This is a genomic window from Acidovorax sp. LjRoot66, assembly GCF_964253305.1.
GTDB lineage: Bacteria > Pseudomonadota > Gammaproteobacteria > Burkholderiales > Burkholderiaceae_C > Acidovorax.
This window is the reverse complement of sequence record NZ_CAXUQU020000001.1, coordinates 1,846,804-1,868,524: the sequence shown is the minus strand read 5'-3', so window position 1 is coordinate 1,868,524 and position 21,721 is coordinate 1,846,804. Positions and strand designations below refer to the sequence as shown.

The 21,721-nt window shown below is 68.6% G+C and carries 20 protein-coding genes; 12 read left to right on the top strand and 8 right to left on the bottom strand.

Features of this window, described 5'->3' with window-relative positions; all coding sequences use genetic code 11:
* The first annotated feature begins 190 nt into the window (after positions 1–190).
* Entirely contained in the window at positions 191–490 is a 300-nt protein-coding gene (gene rpsT / locus ACSQ3Y_RS08695; protein WP_057203467.1) for a 30S ribosomal protein S20, read from the top strand.
* A gap of 195 nt (positions 491–685) precedes the next feature.
* Here the strand turns inward: rpsT and ACSQ3Y_RS08690 are convergent, their stop codons facing one another.
* The gene (locus tag ACSQ3Y_RS08690; protein WP_057203466.1) at positions 686–1,021 is read right to left on the bottom strand and encodes a DUF3579 domain-containing protein; all 336 of its coding nucleotides are present in this window, start codon (positions 1,019–1,021) and stop codon (positions 686–688) included.
* A gap of 246 nt (positions 1,022–1,267) precedes the next feature.
* Between ACSQ3Y_RS08690 and ACSQ3Y_RS08685 the strand changes: the two genes are divergently transcribed.
* The 3 genes from ACSQ3Y_RS08685 to ACSQ3Y_RS08675 are packed head-to-tail and all read left to right on the top strand — an operon-like array spanning position 1,268 to position 4,098.
* The gene (locus ACSQ3Y_RS08685; RefSeq protein WP_436177002.1) at positions 1,268–2,464 is read left to right on the top strand and encodes an aspartate aminotransferase family protein; all 1,197 of its coding nucleotides are present in this window, start codon (positions 1,268–1,270) and stop codon (positions 2,462–2,464) included.
* Between the two features lie 33 nt (positions 2,465–2,497).
* Positions 2,498–3,406 carry an ornithine carbamoyltransferase gene (argF, locus tag ACSQ3Y_RS08680; protein WP_057203464.1) on the top strand — a complete coding sequence of 303 codons (909 nt, stop codon included), beginning with the start codon at positions 2,498–2,500 and terminating at the stop codon, positions 3,404–3,406.
* An 11-nt stretch (positions 3,407–3,417) separates the two neighbouring features.
* Complete coding sequence (locus tag ACSQ3Y_RS08675) at positions 3,418–4,098, top strand: HD domain-containing protein (RefSeq protein WP_436177001.1); 681 nt, start codon at positions 3,418–3,420, stop codon at positions 4,096–4,098.
* A 20-nt stretch (positions 4,099–4,118) separates the two neighbouring features.
* Here the strand turns inward: ACSQ3Y_RS08675 and ACSQ3Y_RS08670 are convergent, their stop codons facing one another.
* Genes ACSQ3Y_RS08670 through ACSQ3Y_RS08660 form a run of 3 tightly spaced genes read right to left on the bottom strand, consistent with a single transcriptional unit; the run spans position 4,119 to position 6,786 of the window.
* Positions 4,119–4,493: a hypothetical protein gene (locus ACSQ3Y_RS08670; protein WP_436177000.1), complete on the bottom strand. Its 375-nt coding sequence runs from the start codon at positions 4,491–4,493 to the stop codon at positions 4,119–4,121.
* A 25-nt stretch (positions 4,494–4,518) separates the two neighbouring features.
* Positions 4,519–6,483: a prolyl oligopeptidase family serine peptidase gene (locus tag ACSQ3Y_RS08665; RefSeq protein ID WP_436176999.1), complete on the bottom strand. Its 1,965-nt coding sequence runs from the start codon at positions 6,481–6,483 to the stop codon at positions 4,519–4,521.
* 42 nt (positions 6,484–6,525) lie between these two features.
* Positions 6,526–6,786 carry a hypothetical protein gene (locus ACSQ3Y_RS08660; protein ID WP_436176998.1) on the bottom strand — a complete coding sequence of 87 codons (261 nt, stop codon included), beginning with the start codon at positions 6,784–6,786 and terminating at the stop codon, positions 6,526–6,528.
* Positions 6,787–6,842: 56 nt separating this feature from the next.
* Between ACSQ3Y_RS08660 and ACSQ3Y_RS08655 the strand changes: the two genes are divergently transcribed.
* The 7 genes from ACSQ3Y_RS08655 (at position 6,843) to ACSQ3Y_RS08625 (ending at position 13,623) form a co-directional block, all read left to right on the top strand.
* Positions 6,843–7,499: a response regulator transcription factor gene (locus ACSQ3Y_RS08655; RefSeq protein WP_436176997.1), complete on the top strand. Its 657-nt coding sequence runs from the start codon at positions 6,843–6,845 to the stop codon at positions 7,497–7,499.
* Complete coding sequence (locus ACSQ3Y_RS08650) at positions 7,496–8,929, top strand: sensor histidine kinase (RefSeq protein ID WP_436176996.1); 1,434 nt, start codon at positions 7,496–7,498, stop codon at positions 8,927–8,929. The genes ACSQ3Y_RS08655 and ACSQ3Y_RS08650 overlap by 4 nt, the downstream gene beginning before the upstream one ends.
* Positions 8,930–8,940: 11 nt before the next feature.
* A complete protein-coding gene (locus tag ACSQ3Y_RS08645; protein ID WP_436176995.1) occupies positions 8,941–9,273 on the top strand; it encodes a YkgJ family cysteine cluster protein in 333 nt (110 codons plus the stop codon).
* A 110-nt stretch (positions 9,274–9,383) separates the two neighbouring features.
* Positions 9,384–10,040 carry an arylformamidase gene (gene kynB / locus ACSQ3Y_RS08640; protein ID WP_436176994.1) on the top strand — a complete coding sequence of 219 codons (657 nt, stop codon included), beginning with the start codon at positions 9,384–9,386 and terminating at the stop codon, positions 10,038–10,040.
* 25 nt (positions 10,041–10,065) lie between these two features.
* A complete protein-coding gene (gene kynU, locus ACSQ3Y_RS08635) occupies positions 10,066–11,373 on the top strand; it encodes a kynureninase (protein ID WP_436176993.1) in 1,308 nt (435 codons plus the stop codon).
* 3 nt (positions 11,374–11,376) lie between these two features.
* The gene (kynA, locus tag ACSQ3Y_RS08630; RefSeq protein ID WP_436176992.1) at positions 11,377–12,267 is read left to right on the top strand and encodes a tryptophan 2,3-dioxygenase; all 891 of its coding nucleotides are present in this window, start codon (positions 11,377–11,379) and stop codon (positions 12,265–12,267) included.
* A 174-nt stretch (positions 12,268–12,441) separates the two neighbouring features.
* The gene (locus tag ACSQ3Y_RS08625) at positions 12,442–13,623 is read left to right on the top strand and encodes an MFS transporter (RefSeq protein ID WP_436176991.1); all 1,182 of its coding nucleotides are present in this window, start codon (positions 12,442–12,444) and stop codon (positions 13,621–13,623) included.
* Here the strand turns inward: ACSQ3Y_RS08625 and ACSQ3Y_RS08620 are convergent.
* Positions 13,595–14,053, bottom strand: coding sequence for a hypothetical protein (locus tag ACSQ3Y_RS08620; protein ID WP_436176990.1), 459 nt, complete (start codon positions 14,051–14,053; stop codon positions 13,595–13,597). The two genes, ACSQ3Y_RS08625 and ACSQ3Y_RS08620, sit on opposite strands and share 29 nt — an antisense overlap.
* A 90-nt stretch (positions 14,054–14,143) precedes the next feature.
* On the opposite strand from ACSQ3Y_RS08620, the gene ACSQ3Y_RS08615 reads away from it, so the two are divergent.
* Positions 14,144–14,497: a MerR family DNA-binding protein gene (locus ACSQ3Y_RS08615; protein ID WP_428002213.1), complete on the top strand. Its 354-nt coding sequence runs from the start codon at positions 14,144–14,146 to the stop codon at positions 14,495–14,497.
* Here ACSQ3Y_RS08615 and ACSQ3Y_RS08610 read toward each other — a convergent pair.
* The 3 genes from ACSQ3Y_RS08610 to ACSQ3Y_RS08600 are packed head-to-tail and all read right to left on the bottom strand — an operon-like array spanning position 14,494 to position 21,639.
* Positions 14,494–15,732, bottom strand: a complete 1,239-nt coding sequence (locus ACSQ3Y_RS08610; protein WP_436176989.1) for an FAD-dependent monooxygenase — start codon at positions 15,730–15,732, stop codon at positions 14,494–14,496. The genes ACSQ3Y_RS08615 and ACSQ3Y_RS08610 overlap by 4 nt on opposite strands.
* 37 nt (positions 15,733–15,769) lie before the next feature.
* Positions 15,770–18,331 (bottom strand): putative bifunctional diguanylate cyclase/phosphodiesterase, encoded by a 2,562-nt coding sequence (locus tag ACSQ3Y_RS08605; RefSeq protein ID WP_436176988.1) that lies wholly within the window; start codon positions 18,329–18,331, stop codon positions 15,770–15,772.
* Positions 18,328–21,639: an EAL domain-containing protein gene (locus ACSQ3Y_RS08600; protein WP_436176987.1), complete on the bottom strand. Its 3,312-nt coding sequence runs from the start codon at positions 21,637–21,639 to the stop codon at positions 18,328–18,330. Before ACSQ3Y_RS08600 ends, ACSQ3Y_RS08605 begins: the two co-directional genes overlap by 4 nt.
* Positions 21,640–21,721: the final 82 nt, after the last annotated feature.

The following is a 21,721-nucleotide window of genomic DNA, read 5'->3' as shown; positions in this document are numbered from 1 at the left end:
AGTCTTGGCGGCGACCGTGAAGTGAAGATGAAGTCTGCGAGGCGGGTGTGAAGTGGCGCCCAGTGTTTCACCCGCTTACCAAAAGCCCTGTTTCGGGCGTTCATATGCCGCCCTCTGGGCCCGGTTGGCCGACTGGGCTATAATCGCGGGCTTTGCTGGCATCATCCTCAGACCTTAAGGAAACACATCAATGGCATCCGCTAAACCCAAGAAGAAGAACCCGCGCCTGGCGTCGGGCCGCAAGCGCGTCCGTCAGGACACGAAACTCAACGCCGCGAACACCTCGCTGCGCTCCAAATACCGTACCGCTGTGAAGAACGTCGAAAAGGCTGTTCTGACCGGTGACAAGACCAAGGCGTCCGAACTGTTCGCCAAGATGCAAGCCGTGGTGGACTCCGTGGCCGACAAGGGCATCTTCCACAAGAACAAGGCCGCTCGCGACAAGAGCCGTCTGTCTGCCAAGGTGAAAGCCTTGGCCCTGGCCGCCTGACCCTCTTCAGGCAAACAGCCCGAACGGCCCGCGCCGTTCGCCGTTTGTAACGGGTGCGCTGCCAGCAAAAAAACGAACGAACCGCCCTCTGGGCGGTTTTTTCGTTTCCGGGGCGCGAATGCGGCAGATGCCATGCCCCGTCCAGGCACAAAAAAAGCCCCGAGGGGCCTTCATGCTTGCAATGCGGGCGCCCTTTCAGGGCTTGACGGGAGGCGGCAGCACCGGAGCATCCGGCACCAGGCAGGCTTCGGCCACCTGCAGGTTGTTGTCGCGCGCGAAGTTGACGACGAAATCCCAGGCCATGGGCTCGTGGTCGCGCAGGTCGCGGTGCACCACCACGCACTTGATGCCATTGAGGGTGGTGGGAATGCACCAGGGCGAATAGCTCAGGTGGCTACCCGGCCGCGCGCCCCCGGGGCGAAAACTGCTCATCACCCCCGCCAGACGCTCAGCCCAGTCGCTGGGACGGAAGGTTTTCCCGTCGTGGGTGACGCCTTGGATGAAGATCTCTTTGGAGGTGGGGGAAACCATCGGGTCGAAGTGTAATGGACAGCCGGTAGCCACAGGATCACTGCATGCTGCACTGCAGCGTAGCATTCTAACTCTTATATAAGAGCTACCTCCCTATTTCCTACCAGCGCACAAGGCATCGCCGGCCACGCGCATTGCAGTGATGCGCAATCGTCAACAGCGGGTCATCGCATGGCCCCTAGAATCGTGCTTCGTTTTCGGGGTGGACAAGCCCACCCTCTCACCGCACCGCCAGGAGATTTCTGCATGACCGCTTTCATTGAGGCCGCCTCGCCCCACGTGATGAACACCTATGGCCGCGTGCCGATTGCGCTGGCCCGCGGTCAAGGCTGCCGCGTGTGGGACGTGAACGGCAAGGAATACCTCGATGGCCTGGGCGGCATCGCCGTGAACACGCTGGGCCACAACCACCCCCAGCTGGTGCCCGCGCTGCAGCACCAGATCGGCCAGATCATGCATTCCTCCAACTACTACCACGTCCCCCTGCAGGAGACCCTGGCGGCCAAGCTGGTGGAGCTGTCGGGCATGACCAACGTGTTCTTCTGCAACTCGGGCCTGGAAGCCAACGAGGCAGCGCTGAAGATCGCGCGCAAGTACGGCGTGGACAAGGGCATCGCCAAGCCCGAGATCGTGGTCTATGAGAAGGCCTTCCATGGCCGCTCCATCGCCACCATGTCGGCCACCGGCAACCCCAAGATCCACAACGGCTTCGGCCCGCTGGTGGAAGGCTTCGTGCGCGTGCCGCTGAACGACATCGAGGCCATCAAGCAGGCCACCGAGGGCAACCCCAACGTGGTGGCCGTGTTCTTCGAGACCATCCAGGGCGAAGGCGGCATCAACCCGATGCGCGTCGAGTACCTGCAGCAGCTGCGCACGCTGTGCGACGAGCGCGGCTGGCTGATGATGATCGACGAGGTGCAGTGCGGCATGGGCCGCACCGGCAAGTGGTTCGCGCACCAGTGGGCCGCCATTGTGCCGGACGTGATGCCCCTGGCCAAGGGCCTGGGCTCGGGCGTGCCCATCGGCGCCGTAGTGGCCGGCCCCAAGGCCGCCAACGTGCTGCAGCCGGGCAACCATGGCACCACCTTCGGTGGCAACCCGCTGGCCATGCGCGCCGGTGTGGAAACCATTCGCATCATGGAAGAAGACGGTCTGCTGCACAATGCAGCCACCGTGGGTGAGCACCTGAAGGCCGCGCTCGTGCGCGAACTGGGCAGCCTGCCCGGGGTCAAGGAAGTGCGCGGCCAGGGCCTGATGCTCGGCGTGGAACTGGACAAGCCCTGCGGCGTGCTGGTGGCCCAGGCGGCCGAAGCCGGCCTGCTGCTGAGCGTGACGGCCGACAAGGTGATCCGCCTCGTGCCCGCACTGATCCTGTCCACCGCCGAGGCCGACGAGATCGTCGCCAAGCTGGTCCCGCTGGTCAAAGCCCTGCTGGCCGAATAAACCCTGGGCGCGCATGCAGCGCGCCGCAATGCCATGAAACATTACCTGCAGTTCAACGATCTCAGCGCCGACGAGTACACCTACCTGTTCGAGCGTGCCGCGCTCATCAAGAAGAAGTTCAAGGCCTACGAAAAGCACCACCCCCTGGTGGACCGCACGCTGGCCATGATCTTCGAGAAGGCCAGCACCCGAACGCGCGTGAGTTTCGAGGCCGGCATGTACCAGTTGGGCGGCAGCGTGGTGCACCTGACCACGGGCGACAGCCAGCTCGGCCGCGCCGAGCCCATCGAGGACAGCGCCAAGGTCATCAGCCGCATGGTGGACCTGGTGATGATCCGCACCTACGAGCAGACCAAGATAGAAAGCTTCGCGGCGCACTCGCGCGTCCCCGTGATCAACGGCCTGACCAACGAGTTCCACCCCTGCCAGATCCTGGCCGACATCTTCACCTTCATCGAGCACCGCGGCTCGATACAGGGCAAGACGGTGGCCTGGGTGGGTGACGGCAACAACATGGCCAACACCTGGCTGCAGGCGGCGGCGCTGCTGGGCTTCAAGGTGCATGTGAGCACGCCGCGCGGCTACGAGGTGGACGAGAAGCTGGCCGGTGCCACCGCCGGCAGCTACCAATTCTTCAGCGACCCGCTCGAAGCCTGCAAGGGCGCCGACCTGGTGACCACCGACGTGTGGACCAGCATGGGCTACGAGGCCGAGAACGAAGAGCGCAAGAAGGCCTTCGCCGACTGGTGCGTGGACGCCGAGATGATGGCCGCCGCCAAACCCGATGCGCTGTTCATGCACTGCCTGCCGGCGCACCGGGGGGAAGAGGTGGAAGCCGATGTGATCGACGGGCCGCAATCGGTTGTCTGGGATGAAGCCGAGAACCGGATGCATGCGCAGAAGGCGTTGATGGAGTACCTGCTTTTGGGCAAAGTGGCCTGAGTCTCTTCACCATGCCCTGGCGCCGCCAGCCCGCCCATTGCGCCGAACTGCTGGCGCACTGGCAATCGATGGGCCAGGCCCTGGGCCGGGATACGCCCGCCTGGCGCAGCGAAGGCCGGCGCCTGGTACTGGCCTGGGCGCGCTGGCCACGCGCCTACCATGACACCACGCACCTGTGGGCCTGCCTGCGCCAACTGCAGGCGGTGCAGACCACCCTGCCCGACGCGCTGCAGCAGCCCCATGCCGTGGCGCTGGCGCTGTGGTTCCACGATGCCGTCTACCGGCCCTGGGGCCGTCTGAATGAAGAGAAGAGCGCCGACTGGGCCAGCCGCTTCCTGGCCGCGCAGGGCCTGCCGCCCCCACGGGTGCAGGCCGTGCACCAGTTCATCCTCGACACGCGCCACAACCCCGGCCCGCTCACGGGCGATGCGCAGTGGGTCGTCGATATCGACCTGGCCGTGCTCGGCCAGAGCGATACGGTGTACCGGCAGTTCGAGCGCAATGTGCGGCGCGAGTATTTCTTCGTGCGCTGGCCACGCTATGTGGCGGGCCGCAGCGCGGTGCTGCGGGGCTTTCTGGAGCGGCCGCGCATCTATGGCACCGACTGGTTCCATGGGCGGTATGAAGCCCAGGCCCGCACCAACCTCGCCAACGCCCTGACCGCCCTGAAAAACGGCACGCTCTACGCGTGAGGAGCGCCGACGCTGGCGCTTCAATCACAGGGCTGAAAGCGCTTGCACTCCTCGGCGATTTGGATGGACGTCAGCGTGTTCTCGCCCTCCACGCTCTTGGCGGTGAACTTGACCCAGGCCCCTTCGGCAATACCGACCAGCAGCGTGCGGTCGACCACTGTGAAGCGCTGCGTCGTGAAGGGCAGCTTGGAGCGGGGCAGCAGCTTCAGACGCACATACAGAGGCCCTCCCGGATCCTGCTGGACAGAGACGACCCGCGCCCGCGTGAGCACCGGCCCAGCCTGACCATCCGCCTGCGCCGGCACTGCGGGCTGGGCCAGCGCACTGCCGACCACCAGGGCGGCGGCAGCCACGCCGGCCAGGGCCAGGCACCGGGCCCGCTGAACCATGGCCATTCTCCGTCGATCCATACATCCTCCTTCAGAAAGCCCAGGAAGCCAGCTGGTAGTAATCGAACCCGCCCGTGCGCCCGCCCAGGCAACTGGCCAGGAAGTCCTCGGTCTTGCGGTACATGGTGAGGTTGTTGCTCCACTTCTGGTTGCCGTGGCCGTCGCCCTGGAAGGTGACGTAGTCCACCGGCCGCCCGGCGCGGCGCAGGGCGGCCACCATCAACTCCGACTGCTCCAGCTTCACACGCGGATCGTTCACGCCGTGCATGATGAGCAAGGGGCTGGTGGCGGGACCGACCTTGAACAGGGGCGACTTGGCATCCATCAAGCGCCGGTCTTCGGGCTTGGCGGGGTCGCCGATGTAGCGCCGCCAGCCGACCATGCCCATCTCCCAATAAGGCGGCACGGTTTCCATGAAGCGTGCCAGGTGCGACAGGCCCACCACGTCCACCGCGCAGGCGAACACCTCGGGCGTGAAGGTCGCACCCACCAGGGCGGCATAGCCGCCGTAGCTCGCACCGTAGATGGCCACGCGCCGCGGGTCGGCTACGCCGGTCTGCACGGCCCACTGCACGCCGTCGACCAGGTCATCGTGCATCTTGCCGGCAAACTCGCCGATGGCCTTTTCCATGAAGGTGCGGCCATAGCCCGACGAGCCCCGGTAGTTGACCTGCAGCACGGCATACCCCCGGTTGGCCAGAAAGTGCTGCAGGCTGCGGCTGGTGGCGCTGTCGCCCCAGCGGTCGCGCGCCCAGGGGCCGCCGTGCACCAGCAGCACCATGGGCAGATTCTTCGCGGCCACGCCGGCGGGCAGGGTCAGGTAGCCGTGCAGGGTGAGCCCGTCGCGGCTGGCAAAAGAGACGGGCTCCGTGGCGGTCAGCGCCGAGGCCAGTTGGGCCATGCGGCTTTCGCCCAGGAACACAGGCTTTCCCCCTTCGCCGGGCAGCAGGTAGCTCCTGGTGCTGCGCTCCGTGGTGACGGCCACCGTCAGCGTGCGCTCCTGGTCGTCGCTGCTGGTCACGGCGATCTCGGCGTTCTGGCCCTTGTCCAGCACGGCCAGGCGCTGGCGCAGCGCGGCGTCGAACACCTCGCGCCGGGGGTAGCCGGGCATGGAATAGGCAATCAGCGGCTGCTGTGTAGTGCGGCTGATGAGCACGTAGTCCAGGTCCACCTCGGGCGTGGCATGGACCAGCGTCTCGGCGCCGGTGGCCAGGTCCATGCGCACCAGCGCCACCTTGTCGCGCCCGCGGTTGGACAGTGCCCACATGGCTTGGCCGCTGGCATCGGGCTCCAGCAGGCGCAGGCCCTCGAAGCGGCCCCATTCGGCGATGGAGGTCCAGGCACTGTCTGGCGCCGCGCCGGGGCGCTGCAGCTGGCTGGCCGTGTCCGACACGATGAGCCGTGTGCGCAGGCGCCCCTGCCGGTCCACGCCCCAGGAGGCCACGTTGCCCGGGTTGGTTGCCACCACGGTGTGGGCACCGGTGCGCGGGTCCACGCGGTGCAGGTCGAACACCTTCTTGTCGCGGCGGTTGGTCGTGACCATCAGGTCGGGCCCGCCCTCCACCGTCTGCAGCAGGTGGGACGCGGTCTTGTCGAACGGCGTGAGGTCCACCCAGGCGGCGCCCTGGCGGTGCACGGCAACCGCATGCACATGCGTGTTCTCGTCGCCCGAGCCATCGACCACGGCCGCCAGGTACTGGCTGTCCGCAGTCCAGCGGAAGAAGCGCGCGCGGATCGGGAACGCACGGGCATCGTCCGTGCCGAGCGTGCGCACCCAGATGGCGGGGCTCACGCCCTCGGTCCCCGTCCAGGCCAGGTGTTTGCCATCGGGCGAGACGCGGTAGCTGCCCGTGGCCTGGCGGTTGGCAACGAAGTCATGCACGGGAATCAGCTCGGGCAGGGGCGCACCGGCCAGTGACGGGTGCGTGGGCCCCGTGGCACAGCCCGCCAGGGACGCCAGCAGGGCCAGACAACTCAGCGATCGAATCAGCAGCATGCGGGACTCCTCAGGATGCCACCGATTGTGCGGGGCCTTTGCTTAAGCCCAGCCAAAGGCGCGGCTCGGCGGCACCGCACCAGCGCCTGGGCCATGCTCGCGGACCGGCGGCGGCAGCCAGGGGGCGGCGCGGCCCTGCCGGGTCCAGTGGTCGGTGGACGAGAAGGCCAGCGGGGCAAGGGCCGGCCCTGCAGGGGCGCCGCCCAGAGGGGCGCACGCCAGCCAGGGCAGTGCCAGCAGCGCATGGAAGTGGGTACGTGCCAGGCGGTGGATTCTGTCCAGCCCATGCTGTGGCAATGCCAAAGCCCACTGCCCTCGCCTTTGGCCGGCCTTAAGCCCGCAGGCGCCACAATCGCGCGATGCACATCCTGCTGATCGAGGACGATTTGGACCTGGGCCGAGCCCTGCAGTCTGCCCTGAAGGTGGAGGGGCTGAGCAGCGAGTGGCTGCGCCGTGCGGTGGACGCCCCCACCACGGTGAACGCCACCGCCATCGACTGCGTGCTGCTGGACCTGACCCTGCCCGACGGCAGCGGCTTCGATCTGCTGGCGCGCTGGCGCGGCCAGGGCGAGCAGGTGCCCATCATCGTCATCACCGCGCGCTCGGCGGTGGAGGACAGGCTGGCCGGGCTTGATGGCGGGGCCGACGACTTCGTGGTCAAGCCCTTCGCCACGGCCGAGCTGATGTCGCGCATCCGCGCCGTGCTGCGGCGCAGCGCGCGCCAGGCCAGCGACTGCTGGATGCTCGGTGACCTGGTGATCGAACCCCGGCGCCACACCGCGCAGCGCGGTGGCGTGCCGCTGGACCTGTCACCGCGCGAGTTCCAGTTGCTGCTGGAGCTGGCGCGCGAGCCCGGCGCCGTGGTGCCCAAGGGCGTGCTCGCGCAGCGCCTGGACCCGCTGGGCGAGCCGATGGACTTTGGCGCCATCGAGGTGCATGTGTCCAACCTGCGCCGCAAGATCGGGGCAGAGCTGATACGCACCGTGCGCGGCGTGGGCTACCTGCTGCAGCCATGAGCAGCGCAGGGCAACACCCCCCCCACCGGCTGCGCGCGCTGTGGCAGCGGCTGGCAGAGCCCACGCTGGTGCGCCGCAGCGTGGCCTCCGTCATGGTGGCCTTCGTGCTGGTGTGGGCCGTGCTGCTGGGCTACAACTACTTGAAGTACAAGCAGGCCATCACCTACGACCCGGGCATGCTCAAGTACGGCGACGCCGTGCTGGAGTCGCTGGCCGACCTGCCGGATGCGTCGCACGCGGCCGCCGCCCTGGCCTCGACCGACCACTGGACCAATGTGCGCCGCCGCCAGAACGGCCTGCTGCCCGGGGCCTTGATGCACGAGCTGCGCGACGGCGCCTCGGGCCGGCTGGTCTATGCCGCCAGCGGGCTGCAGGGCATGGACCTGCCACCACTGCGCGACCGCGCAGGCTCGTCCCTCACGGAGACCACCATGCAGGGCCAGCCCTACCGCATCTACGCTGGCCGCAATGCACGCTGGACCTTGCGCATCCTGGAACCCAAGCGCCCCGACGCGGACTACCTGCACTACAACGGCCGCTACCTCGTGCCCTACCTGCTGCTGGCGGCCCCCTTTGTGCTGCTGCCCGTATGGCTGTCCGTGCGCAACGGCCTGCGCCCCCTGCAGCAACTGGCCCGGCGCATTGCCCAGCGCAGCAGCGACGAGCTGCAGCCCGTGGGCTTTCATGCCCGGCACCGCGAGCTCAAGCCGCTGGAGCAGTCGCTCGACGCCCTGCTCGCCCGCCTGCGCCAGAAGGTGGAGCGCGAGCGCGCCTTCGTGCAGGACGCCGCCCATGAGATACGCACCCCGCTGGCGGTGATCACCGCACAGGCCCATGTGATGGCGCGATCAGAGAGCGCAGCCGAGCGCACCGAAGCCCAGGCGCACCTGGAGCAGGCTATCGCCCGCACCTCGCACCTGGCGCAGCAGCTGCTGGACCTGGCCGCGCTCGACGACGCCCAGCGCCCGGCCCTGCGCGATATGGACGTGGCGCAGTGGCTGCGCGCCGCACTGGCGCTGGCGGCACCTGCCGCCATGGCGCAGCGCATCGAGCTGTCGCTGGACGCACCCGACAGCCTGCCGGCGCGGCTCGATGCCACGGCCCTGGAGTCGGTGGCGCACAACCTCATCGACAACGCCGTGCGCTACGCCCAGGCCGGTGGCTCGGTGGCCGTGGGCCTGCGCAGCGACGCCGGCACGCTGCACCTGTCGGTGCAGGACGATGGCCCCGGCATTGCGCTGGCCGAGCGCGGCAAGGTGTTCGAGCGCTTCTACCGTGGCACGGGGCATGCCGCCAATGGCTCGGGCCTGGGGTTGGCCATCGTGCGGCAGGCGGCGCGGCGCATGGGTGGGCAGGTGCAGATCGGCGACGGGCTGAATGGCCAGGGCGTGGGATTTTTCGTTAGCATTCCCCTCCCGAGCCCTGCCTGAGTGCCCTTTTTATGCCCGACTCCCTCCACCCCTGCCTGACCTGCGGCGCCTGCTGCGCCAGCTTTCGCGTGGACTTTGCGGTGGAGGAGACGCAGGCCATGGGCGGCACGGTGCCCAACGGGCTGGCGGTCGAGGTCACCAGCAGCACCTGCCGCATGCGCGGCACCGACCATGTGCCCGCGCGCTGTGCCGCCCTGACCGGCAAGGTGGGCGACAAGGCGGCCTGCGGCATCTACGAATGGCGGCCCTCGCCCTGCCGCGAGTTCGAGGCCGGCGACCATGCGTGCAACCGCGCACGCATGCGCCACGGCATGCAGCCGCTGCAGGATGGCATCATTTTCTGAAGGCCGCACCCGGGCGGCACAGGCCAGGTAGTTGAGGCTTCAACAAAAATCCCCCTGCTGTTGGAATTAACCGACACCACGGGTTTTGCGGGACATGCAAACTTTGTCCCATGCAAGCCAGCCACACCCCCACCGCCCGCCAGCTCTGGGACATCTCGCCACCCGTGCATGCGGGCAGCCCGGTGTTTCCCGGCGACACGGCCTATTCGCAGCAGTGGTGCGCCACCATCGGGCCGGGCTGCCCGGTGAATGTGAGCGCCATCACCCTGTCGCCCCACGTGGGCGCGCACGCCGATGCGCCGCTGCACTACGACGCCGATGGCGCCACCATCGGCGATGTTTCGCTGGAGCCCTTTCTCGGCCCCTGCCGCGTGATCCACGCCATCGCGCGCGGCCCGCTGATCGAGTGGGAGCACATCGCCCACGCGGTCGATGGCACCCTGCCCCAGCGCGTGCTGGTGCGCACCTATGAACACATGCCGGTGGACCGCTGGGACGGCGCCCTGGCCGCCTATGCCCCCGCCACCATCGCACGCCTGGCCGACCTCGGGGTGCTGCTGGTGGGCATCGACACCGCCAGCATCGACCCGGCCGACAGCAAGACGCTGGACAGCCACCAGGTCATCCGCCAGCGCGGCCTGCGCGTGCTCGAAAACCTGGTGCTCGACGAGGTGCCCGAGGGCGATTACGAGCTGATCGCCCTGCCGCTCAAGCTCACCACGGCCGATGCCTCCCCGGTACGCGCCGTCCTTCGCGCACTGACCTGATTCCGAGAACCACACTGCAACTGCCATGACCACCTTGCAAGACTGCCGCGCGCTCGACGCGCAAGACCCCCTGGCCCCGCTGCGCGGGCACTTCAGCCTGCCCGAGGGCGTGATCTACCTGGACGGCAACTCGCTGGGCGTGCTGCCCAAGGCCGCTGCGGCCCGGGTGGCCGACGTGGTCACGCGCGAATGGGGCACCGACCTCATCCGCTCGTGGAACACCGCCAGCTGGTTCGACCTGCCCCAGCGCCTGGGCAACCAGCTCGCACCCTTCATCGGTGCGGGCAAGGACGAGGTGGTGTGCACCGACAGCACCTCCATCAACCTGTACAAGGTGCTGAGCGCCGCACTCAACATCGCCCGCGAGGACAGCCCCGCGCGCAGGCGCGTGGTCAGCGAGCGCAGCAACTTCCCGACCGACCTGTACATCGCCGAAGGCCTGTGCAGGGAGCGCGGGCTGGAACTGGTGCTGGTGGAGCCCGAGGACATCGCCGCCGCGCTGACGGCCGACGTGGCGGTGCTGATGCTCACCCATGTGAACTACCGCACCGGCGCCATGCACAACATGGCGGCCACCACGGCCGCCGCGCATGCGGCCGGCATCCTCACCGTGTGGGACCTGGCGCACAGCGCGGGTGCCGTGCCGGTGGACCTGAATGGTGCGGGCGCCGATTTCTCCATCGGCTGCGGCTACAAGTACCTGAACGGCGGCCCCGGCGCGCCGGCCTTCGCGTGGGTGCACCCGCGCCATGCCAACCGCTTCTGGCAGCCGCTGTCGGGCTGGTGGGGCCATGCCGCGCCGTTCCAGTTCACCCCCGACTACCAGCCGGCTCCCGGCATCACGCGCTACCTGTGCGGCACGCAGCCCATCATCAGCCTGTCGGCCCTGCAGTGCGGGCTGGATGTGTTCGACGCGGCCCAGCCCCTGGGCGGCATGGCCGCGCTGCGCGCCAAGTCGCTGGCGCTCACCGACCTGTTCATCGCTCTGGTGCAAGAGCGCTGCGCCGGCCACGGCCTGGGCCTGGCGACCCCGCGCGAGCACGAGCAGCGCGGCTCGCAGGTGTGCCTGACGCGCGACGAGGGCCAGGGCCTCAATGGGCAGGGCAGCGGCGCCTACGCCATCGTGCAGGCGCTGATCGCGCGCGGTGTGATTGGCGACTTCCGCAAGGGCGACGGCGGGCAGGGCCCGCACAAGGACATCCTGCGCTTTGGCTTCACGCCGCTGTACATCGGCTACGAGGATGTGTGGAACGCCGTGGAGCACCTGCGCCAGGTGCTCGACGCGGCCGAATGGCAGCGCCCCGAGTTCAACCAGATCCACGCGGTGACCTGAGCCATGTGCCCCTTCTCCAACACCCCTGCAGAGCCTGGTGCCGCAGCCCCCGCCAGCGGCGTGCCCGAATCCATCGTGCACGAAGAGCGCGCCCAGCTCGACTTCAGCCAATCCATGAGCTATGGCGACTACCTGCAGCTCGATGCCATCCTGACGGCGCAAAAGCCCTTGTCGCCCGCGCACGACGAGATGCTGTTCATCGTGCAGCACCAGACCAGCGAGCTGTGGATGAAGCTCATGCTGCACGAACTGCGCGCCGCCATCGGCCACATTGCCCGGGATGAACTGCAGATGGCCTTCAAGATGCTGGCCCGCGTCTCCAAGATCATGGAGCAGCTGGTGCACGCCTGGGACGTGCTGGCCACCATGACGCCGCCCGAGTACAGCGCCATGCGACCCTACCTGGGCCAGTCCAGCGGCTTCCAGAGCTACCAGTACCGCAGCATCGAGTTCTCGCTGGGCAACAAGAACCGCGCCATGCTGAAACCGCACGAGCACCGCGCCGACCTGCTGGCCCAGGTGCAGGCCGCCTACGAGGCGCCGTCGCTGTACGACGAAGCCCTGCGCCTGCTGGCGCGCCGCGGCATCGCCGTGCCCGCCAGCCACACCGAGCGCGACTGGACCTTGCCCTACGCCGAGAGCGATGGCGTGGAGCAGGCCTGGCTCACCGTGTACCGCGCGCCCGAGAAGCACTGGGACCTGTACCAGCTGGGCGAGGAACTCACCGACCTGGAAGACGCCTTCCGCCTGTGGCGCTTTCGCCATGTGACCACGGTGGAGCGCGTGATCGGCTTCAAGCGCGGCACCGGCGGCACGGGCGGCGTGAGCTACCTGCGCAAGATGCTGGACGTGGTGCTCTTCCCCGAGATCTGGAAGCTGCGCACCGATCTGTGAGTGCCCGCGGCCTGCGCAGCAGCGACAGCAGCCTGTCGCCACAGCGTGTAACCTCGGCAAGGGCGGCGCAACCGTGCACGCCCTCCCGGAGACACCGCCTTGCCGCCCCAGCCACCCGAGTCCGCCCCCTCCTCTTCGCCACACTCCCCTCTCGCACCCCGTGTCGCCTGGGTCATGCTCCTGGCCCTGATTTCGGGCTTCGCGCTGAGCCAGGCATTTCGCACCATCACGGCCATCATCGCCACCGGGCTGCGCGCGGAGTTCGGGCTGTCGGCCCAGGCGCTGGGCGCGTTCGCCGGTGCCTTTGCGTTTGCCTTTGGCGGCATGCAGCTTTTCATGGGCGTGGGCATCGACCTGTATGGCCTGCGTCGCACGCTGCTGGTGGCCTTCCCGCTCACGATTGCCGGTTCGCTGCTGTCGGCGCTGGCGCCGGGCTACGGCATGGTGCTGCTGGGGCAGGTGTTGATCGGCGTGGGCTGCGCGCCGGCCTTCCTGGTGTGCACGGTGTTCATCGCACGCTACTTTCCCCCGGGGCGCTTTGCCATGGTCTCGGGCGTGGCCATGGGGGTCGGTGGCCTGGGCATGCTGTTCACAGGCACGCCGCTGGCCTGGCTGGTGCAGCACGCCTCCTGGCGCGCGGGCTTCGGTGTGCTGGCCGGCCTGGCGGCACTGGCCTGGCTGCTGATCTGGTGGCAGGTGCACGAGCCCGCGCAGCCGCAGCACGCCGCCGGTGCGCCGCGCGAATCGATAGGGTCTGCCGTGCGCGGTTTCGGCGCGCTGTTCCTGCTGCCCCACACCGCCGGCATCATGCTGCTGGCGCTGACCACCTATGCCTCCTTCCTCACGCTGCGCGGGCTGTGGCTGGGGCCGCTGCTGATCGAGCGGCACGGCTATTCGCTGGTGGCCAGCGGCAACGTGGCCATGCTGTCCTCGCTGGTGTCGCTGTTCACCCCGGCCTGGTTCGGGCGGCTGGACCCTGGGCCTGCGCACCGCCGGCGCTGGATCATGGGTTTCACCGCCATCCTGTGCGGCCTGTTCCTGGCCATCGGCCTGCTGCACCGGGAGTGGCTGGACGTAGGCGGCGCCATCGCGGTGGGTTTGCTCTCAGGCTACATGGTGCTGCAGTATGCGGACGTGCGCTCGGCCTACCCGGCGGCCATGACCGGGCGCGCCATGGCAGTGTTCACCATGGCGCTGTTCCTCGGCGTGGCGCTGATGCAGTGGCTCACGGGGCTGGCCGCCTCGCTGGCCTCTGCGCACGGCATTGATCCGTATGTGGCCGTGATGCTGACCATCTCGGCGCTGCTGGCTGCCGGGGTGCTGTCGTTCAGGCTGCTGCCGGCGCCCGCGCATTGATCTGCGGCGGGCATGTGGCACCTTGCCCGCTCACGCGCCACCACTGCAGCACGCCGAACAGCAGCTCGAATGCGGTAAATCCGAGAACGATGGCGCTGGCGCCATGGGCTACCGCATGGATTTGCCAGGCGGCAAACAGCAAGCGCGCCAGCCCATCGAGCCGGCCCAGCAGCATGCCGGGTGCCGCAATGCGGGCGATGGACCAGACCACCACCACCGAGCCGAGCAGATTGGCCAGCAGCATGTGCGTGCCATCGAGCGGGTGCAGGGTACCGGGCAGGCCGAGTGTGGTGGACACCGAGGTCAGCAAGCCATAGAGCCAGGCAAAGGCCCACGGCAGCGCAAAGGGCCAGGTGACGAACAGGTCGTACCAGCCGCCAGCGCGCACGATGGTCAGGTAACGGGGCGAGGAAAAGGCGGGGATGCGCATGGTGCAAAAAGATCGGAGTGAAGAAGGCTCCGAGCTTCCACCTTGAAGTACGCTTCAGGGTCAAGCACTTTTTTTGAAAAGACGCGTCCCATGCTGATCGGAGAACTCGCCACCGCCGCCGGCCTGAGCCGCGAGGCCTTGCGCTTTTATGAGCAGCAGGGGCTGATCCGCGCACGCCGCCTGCCCAATGGCTACCGCGACTACCCCGAGGAGGTGCTGATGCTGGTGCAGTACATCCGCACCGCGCAGCAACTGGGCTTCACGCTCGCGGAGATCGGCGACCGCCTGCCCGCGATCTGGGATGCGCCCGACCCGGCGCCCGCCGTTACGCAGGTGCTGTCGGCCAAGCTGCTCGAAATCGACGCACGCATCGCCGCGCTGCAGGCCTTGCGCCAGACGCTGGCGGAGCGGGTGCTGGCGGACTGCCCGCTGGCTGCGTCCTAGAGCGAGCTGGCAACCGACCCATCCCCTCGGTACAGCCAGGGCAGGTCCAGCACGCGCGCGCCCAGCAGGCGCAGCGAGGCATCGCGCCCCCAGCGCACGGGCCCCATGGCGTGGAAGATGCGGCCATTGCGCGTGGCACGGGCCTGCACGCGGGCATTGCGCTGCCAGCGGTTCAGGGCATAGCGCGTCAGGCGCAGCGGCACCTCCAGGTCGTGCATGGACAGGGCGCGCTGCAGTTCGGCCGCATCCTCGATGGCCATGCCGGCGCCCTGGGCCAGGTAGGGCACCATGGGGTGGGCGGCGTCACCTAGCAGCGCCACCAGGCCCTGCGCCATATCGCCGGGGCCGCGCACCGGCGGGCGGTCGCACAGCGGCCACAGGCGCCAGCCACCGCCGGCTGCGGCCACGCCATACACCACATGCTGAAGTGCCGGGCAGGCGCCCTGCAGGGCCTGCTCCAGGTCGGCGGCATTGGCGGCATGGTCCCAGCCCTGCATGTCCTCGGGCGCCGGGCCTTCGATGATGACCACCAGGTTCTGCAGCTCGCCGCGCCGCACGGGGTACTGCACCACATGCAGGCGCGGGCCCAGCCAGGCGGTGATCTGCTGGGTGCGCAGGGCATTGGGCAGGGCGTCCTGCGGGACCAGGGCGCGGTAGGCCAGGTGGCCCGTGGCGCGTGGCGGCACATCGCCCAGCAGCTGCAGGCGCGTGCCGCTCCACAGGCCGTCGGCCCCTACCAGCGCATCGCCCTCCACCTCCTTGCCCCGGCTGGTGTGCACGGTGATGGCGGTCTCGGCACCGGGAATGGCGTTCACTGCCGTGCTGCCGTCGGTGAAAGCCTCGATGGCATGCTCCAGGTTCAACTGGGTGTCGGTGTACTTGGTGACGGCGGCCAGCAGCAGCCCATGCAGGTCGGCACGGTGGATGGTGGCGTAGGCGGCGCCATAGCGCTCAATGGCCGTGGCGCCCAGAGGCAGCTCGGCCAAAGCGCGCCCCGAGAGCGCGCTGCGCACCTGCAGACGGGCCGGGAAAGCCGCCACGGCCTGCAGCGGCTTCTGCAGGCCCCAGGCCTGCAGCCGGCGCACCACGTTGGGCCCCAGTTGCACGCCCGCCCCCACCTCGCTGAAGGCGGCGGCGCGCTCGTACAGCCGCACGTCCCATCCGGCACGCGATGCGCCCAGGGCCGCTGCCAGCCCCCCTATGCCACCACCCGCCACCAGCACCTGTTTCTTCATGCGCCGATTGTCGCCCGGTCGGTGCGCCCTGCGTTTGTCATTGCGCAGGAAGCAGTGCGCGCTCCAGCATCTCGGCCGGCATGGGGCGCGCGAACAGGTAGCCCTGGAAGGCCTGGCAGCCATGGCGCTGCAGGAACTCGAACTGGCCCGGCGTCTCTACCCCCTCGGCCACCACGGAGAGATCCAGGCTGCGCGCCAGGGCCAGGATGGTGCGCACGATGGCGGCATCGTTGGGATCGGTCTGCAGGTCGCGCACGAAGCTCTGGTCGATCTTGAGCTGGTCCAGCGGCAGGCGCTTGAGGTAGGACAGAGACGAGTAGCCGGTGCCGAAGTCGTCCATCGAAAAGCCCACGCCATGGCGGCGCAACTGCTCCATGCGGGCGATGCTGTCCTCCACGTCGGTGAGCAGCAGGCTTTCGGTCAGCTCGAAGCGCAGGCGCTCGGGGTTGGCGCCGCTGGCCTGCAGCACGCCCAGCACCTGGGCCACGAAATCGGGCTGGCGGAACTGCCGCACGCTGACGTTGACCGACAGGAAGAAGGGCCGCGTGAGCGCGCTGTGCGACCACTGCACGAGCTGTGCGCAGGCGGACTTCAGCACCCACTGGCCCAGCGGCAGGATGAGCCCCGTCTGCTCGGCCAGCGCAATGAACTCGCCCGGCAGCACCAGCCCCCGGCGCGGGTGGTTCCAGCGCACCAGGGCCTCGGCACCGAGCAGCTTGCCGGTTCCATCCACCACGGGCTGGCAATACAGCAGCAGTTCCTGCTGGTTCAGGCCGCGGCGCAGGTCGGCTTCCAGCGCCGCGCGCGTGCTCACGGCGGCCTGCATGTCGGGGTCGAAGAAGCGCTGGGTGTTGCGCCCCGCCGCCTTGGCCTGGTACATGGCCAGGTCGGCGTGCTTGAGCAGCTCATCCGGCGTGCTCGGGCGCTGGCCGAACAGCGCGATGCCGATGCTGGGCGTGCTGTGGTGGCTGACGCCCTCCATGTCGTAGGGCCGGCCGAGGGCCGTCAGTATCTGCTGCGAAATGGCAGCGGCCTCGCTGCTGGCGTGGGCCACATCGGTGTGCAGGCCGTCGAGCAACACCACGAACTCATCGCCGCCGAAGCGGGCCACGGTGTCGCTCTCGCGCACGCTCTCCACCAGGCGCCTGGCCACGCGGACCAGCAACTGATCGCCGGTGTCATGGCCCAGCGTGTCGTTGAGGTCCTTGAAATTGTCGAGGTCGATGAACAGCAGCGCACCGTGCGCATGGCTGCGTCCTGCCGCCACCGTAGCGCGCTGCAGGCGGTCCATCAGCAGGCGGCGGTTGGGCAGACCGGTGAGCGCGTCGAAGAAGGCCAGCCGCTCGATCTGCAGCTCTGCCTCCTTGCGCTCGGTGATGTCCCGCCCCACGCCCCGGTAGCCGCGCAGCACGCCCTCTGCGTCGAACACCGGCACGCCACTGACCGAGATCCAGTGCATGCTGCCATCGGGGCGCTGGCGCTGCAGCTCCAGGTCCCGGAACGGCTGCTGCGCCGCCAGCACCGCGCGGTGGGCGTCCCACTCGACATCGGTCATATTCAGAGCGCCGATCTCCCAGCGGGTGCGGCCCATCACGCTCGACAGGGGGATGCCGTTGACGCTGAGGTCACCCGCCAGTTGCACGAAGCGGCCGTCTGCATCGTGCTCCCAGTACCAGTCGGACGACAGGTCGCTCAGGCCGCGAAAGCGCGCCTCGCTCTCGCGCAGCTCGTTCTGCACGCGCACGTAGTCGCTCACATCGGTGAAGGTGCGCACCAGGCCGCCATCGGGCAGCCGGGTGGTGCGCACCTCGAATGTGCGGCCATCGCGCGTGGTGCGCCAGTACACCTCGGGCGATGGGTCCACCACGGAGCGCGCGATGTAGTCGCGGCCCCGGTGGTCCACCAGGCCATAGCCCGCGCCGAAGTCGCCGCGCTGGGCCTGCAGCTGCGTCAGCTCGGCCAGGGTGGGCCGGGCGGCCATCAGCGATTCGGGCAGGTCCAGCAGCTCCAGCACGCGCTGGTTGTAGATGCTGATGCGTCCGTCCGGCCCGGTCCTGAAGATGCCCTGGCTCATGCTGGCCAGGGTGACCTGCAGGCCCAGGCGCTGCTCCTGCAGCAGCGTGAGCGCCTCGTGCCAGATGCGCGCATCCACCATGCGCATGGGCTGCACCGCCCCGGGGACGGCCGCCGCGCCCTGCCGGCCCACCAGCGCGCACAGGCGGTGCACCAGCTCCGGGAGGTGGCCACCGTCCGCAGCGCGCAGGGCATAGTCTCCCAGGCCGCAGCGAAAACCGCGTGCGGCCAGGGCTTCCTGCGCCCCATCGAGGCACAGCAGCACGGGGCGCCCCGCGCACAGCTCCAGCAGGCTGGGCAACTCCTGGATCTGCGGATCCAGGCACAGCACCAGTGCATCCCAGGTCTGCGCAGCCAGCAGCAGAGAGGCCGCGTCGGCCGAGGGGCTGTGCACCACGCGCCAGCCCGGGCAGCGCTGGGCCAGCACGGCGATGGCCGCCCGGGCGTGCAGCGCATCGCCGTCCACCCACAGCACGCTGGCGACGGAGGCGGATGCCGCGAGGTTGGGTCCCGGTACGGCAGTCATGGGGCTTGGGCAGCAGGGGCCGGCATCGGGGGCTCGGGCAGGTGCTCGCGCTCGAACATGTCCACCGGCACAGGCCTGCCAAACAGATAGCCCTGGAACCCCTCGCAGCCATGCAGCCTGAGGAACCCCAGTTGCCCCGTCGTCTCCACCCCCTCGGCCACCACCTGCAAATCCAGGCTCTTGGCCAGCGCCAAAATGGTGCGCACGATGGCCGCGTCGTTGGGGTCGCTCAGCACGTCGCGCACGAAGCTCTGGTCGATCTTGATCTGGTCCAGCGGCAGCCGCTTGAGGTAACTGAGCGAGGAGTAGCCGGTGCCGAAGTCGTCCAGCGCGAACCCGACCCCTTCGCTCTTGAGCTGTTCCATGCGCACGATGGTGTCTTCGATGTCCCCCAGCAGCAGGCTTTCGGTGAGTTCGAGCTTGAGCAGTTGGGGTTTGGCCTGGCAGTCCTTCAAGGTACCGAGGACTTCGGCGACGAAGCCCGGTTGCCGGAACTGGCGGGCGCTGACGTTCACGGAGATGCTCAGGTGGGCGGTGGTGGGCGATTGGCTCCAGCGGTGCAGTTGCCTGCAGGCGGTCTCCAGCACGTATTGGCCCAGGGGGAGGATGAGGCCGGTCTGCTCTGCCAGGGGGATGAAGTCGCCGGGGCTGATCATGCCGCGCTGGGGGTGGCGCCAGCGCACCAGGGCTTCGGCTCCGACCAGGCGGGCCTGGTGGTCGACGACGGGCTGGTAGTGCACGAGGAGTTCGTTTCGGGCCAGGCCCTGGCGCAGGTCGGCTTCCAGGTTGGAGCGGGCGTTGACGGCGGCCTGCATGTCGGGGTCGAAGAAGCGCTGGGTGTTGCGCCCTGCGGCCTTGGCCTGGTACATGGCCAGGTCGGCGCGCTTCAAGAGTTCGTCGACCGACAGGCGTTCGTCGCCGAACAGGGTGATGCCGATGCTGGGGGTGCTGTAGTGCTGCTGGCCGCCGAGGGCAAAGGGCAGGTTCAGGCTGGCCAGGAGTTTTTCAGCGACGGTTTCGGCCTGGGCGGCGGCTTCGGCCAGTTCGGGGTTCAGGTTGTCCAGCATGACGACGAATTCGTCGCCGCCAAAGCGCGCAACGGTGTCGGCTTCGCGCACGCTGCCCACCAGGCGGGTGGCGACCTGGGACAGGAGTTGGTCGCCCATGTCGTGGCCCAGGGTGTCGTTCAGGTCCTTGAAGTTGTCCAGGTCGATGAACAAGAGGGCGCCCAGGTTCTTGCTGCGCTGGCAGGCGGCCAGGGAGCGTTGCAGGCGGTCGAGCAGCAGGCGCCGGTTGGGCAGGCCGGTGAGGGCGTCGTAGAACGCCAGGCGTTCGATCTCCTGCTCTGCGCGCTTGCGGTCGGTGATGTCACGGCACACGCCCAGGATGCCCGTGACGCGGCCATGCAGGTCGCGGATGGGCGTCTTGATGGTCTCGAAATACCCCTGGTAACCGTCTTCCGCAAAGGTCAGTTGCTCTTCGTACACCAGGGGCTGCCAGGCCTGCATGGCACGGCGGTCATACGCGCGGAACTGCTCGGCCGCCGATGCAGGGGAAATATCGTAGTCGGTGCAGCCGATGATCTCGCGCTCGGGCTTGCCCGCAAAGCGCTCGAACACCGGGTTGCAGGACAGGTAGACACCCTGCGCGTCCTTGAGGAAGACCATGTCGGGCATGGCGTTCACCACCCGGGCCAGGTGGGCCTTCTGCTGGGCCAGCTCGGTCTCGATGCGCTTGAGCTCGGTCAGGTCGTAGGCGAAGACCACCACGGCCACCACCCCCTGCTCCGTGATGGATTCGGGCACCAGGGTGGTGTGGCGGAACTGCGGGCCGTCCAGCCCGTCGATGCGGTTTTCAAAGACGGCCGTCTCTCCGGCAAAAGCCTTCTGCAGCTGGGGCTGCATGCGCACCATGACCGCTGCGGGGATCACGTCCGGGAGCAGTTGCCCCTGCAACTGCTCGGGTGTGCGGTGCAGCCACCGGGCCTGTTGCTCGTTCACATACAGCACGCGGTACTCGCGGTCCAGCCGCGCCACGCCGCCGGGCACCTGGCGCAGCATGTTGGCCATCTGCACCTCGTGCGCGTGGGCCACCTGCTCGGCTTCGCGCTCGGCGGTGATGTCGCTCTGCACGCCGTCCCAGATCACACGCCCGCCATCCAGGGGACGGGGCGAGGAACTCAGGTGTATCCAGCGCACCGCCCCCGAAGACACGCGCATGCGAAAGGTGGCCTCCATGGGCCCCATGCTGCGCAGCGACTGGTCCCTGGCCTCCTCGAGCGCGGGGAGATCTTCGGGGAGGATCTGCTGGTACAGCACGTCGGGATCACGCAGCACATCCTCGGGGCGCAGGCCGTTCAGGCGCTCGATGGCATCGCCGATGTGCACGAAGTGCATGCGGCCATCGGCTTCGCGCACCACCTGGTAGAGCACGCTCAGTGGCAGGTTGCGGCCCAGCAGCTGCAGGCGCGTTTCGCTTTCGCGCAACTGGGCCTCTGCCTGGTACAGCCGATCGAAAGGCTGGCGCATGCCCGCCACGAACACGGCCTGGTACAGCAGGGCATAGCCCACCACACGCACGCCAATGGCCAGCAGGCTGGCCCAGCCGACCTGCGCCACGCCGGACAGCCCCACCAGGAGCTCCGCGACCGCGAAAGTGGCAGCAGCCCATGCAAGCAGGCGCCCCCGCGTGCGGTTGTCGCCCTGCGCATCCCCGTGCAGTCGCACGGCAGCCCCTACCAGACCTGCGCACAGCAATCCGGCCATCAACGCCGGCAACATGCCGCCCGAGGCCGCAGAAAACCACTGCGGCAGCGGCCCCGCAGCCGCCCACACCAGCACCAGGGAAAACGCACCCGCAGCCACGGCCCACACCTTGGCAGGCCCGGGCAGGGAGACGCGCAGTGCCGTGAGCACCAGCGCAGCGCACTCGGCCACGCGCACCCAGGAGCCAAGCCACAGCGCCATGTCCGCCGCCAGAGGCGACGCTGGTTGCGGCGTGGCGTGGGCCAGCACGCCATGCAGGAAATTGCAGACCGCTGCCACCCCGAAACCGGCGACCAGCACATTCGCACGGCCCTGGCCATGCGCGTCGAGCGTGTGCAGGGACACCGACACCACCAGCAACGCCAGCAGGATGGCCACCAGCTCCATGAAGGGCTCCAGCCCGTGCTGCAGGCCCACGCCCTCTCCCAGGATGCCGCTCAGTGACACCATCACCAGCGCCAGCACCGCCACGGCCAGCACCACCGTGACGGCGGGAGCCTCCGAGACGAGCGTCCGCGGGGAACGGTGGACTGGGGAGTTCATAGGAGCTGTGGGGGGTAGGGCGTCCGCTGCACCTCACCAGTGTATCGGCCTGTAAGCGCCAGCGACGATTTCTGCCGCAACG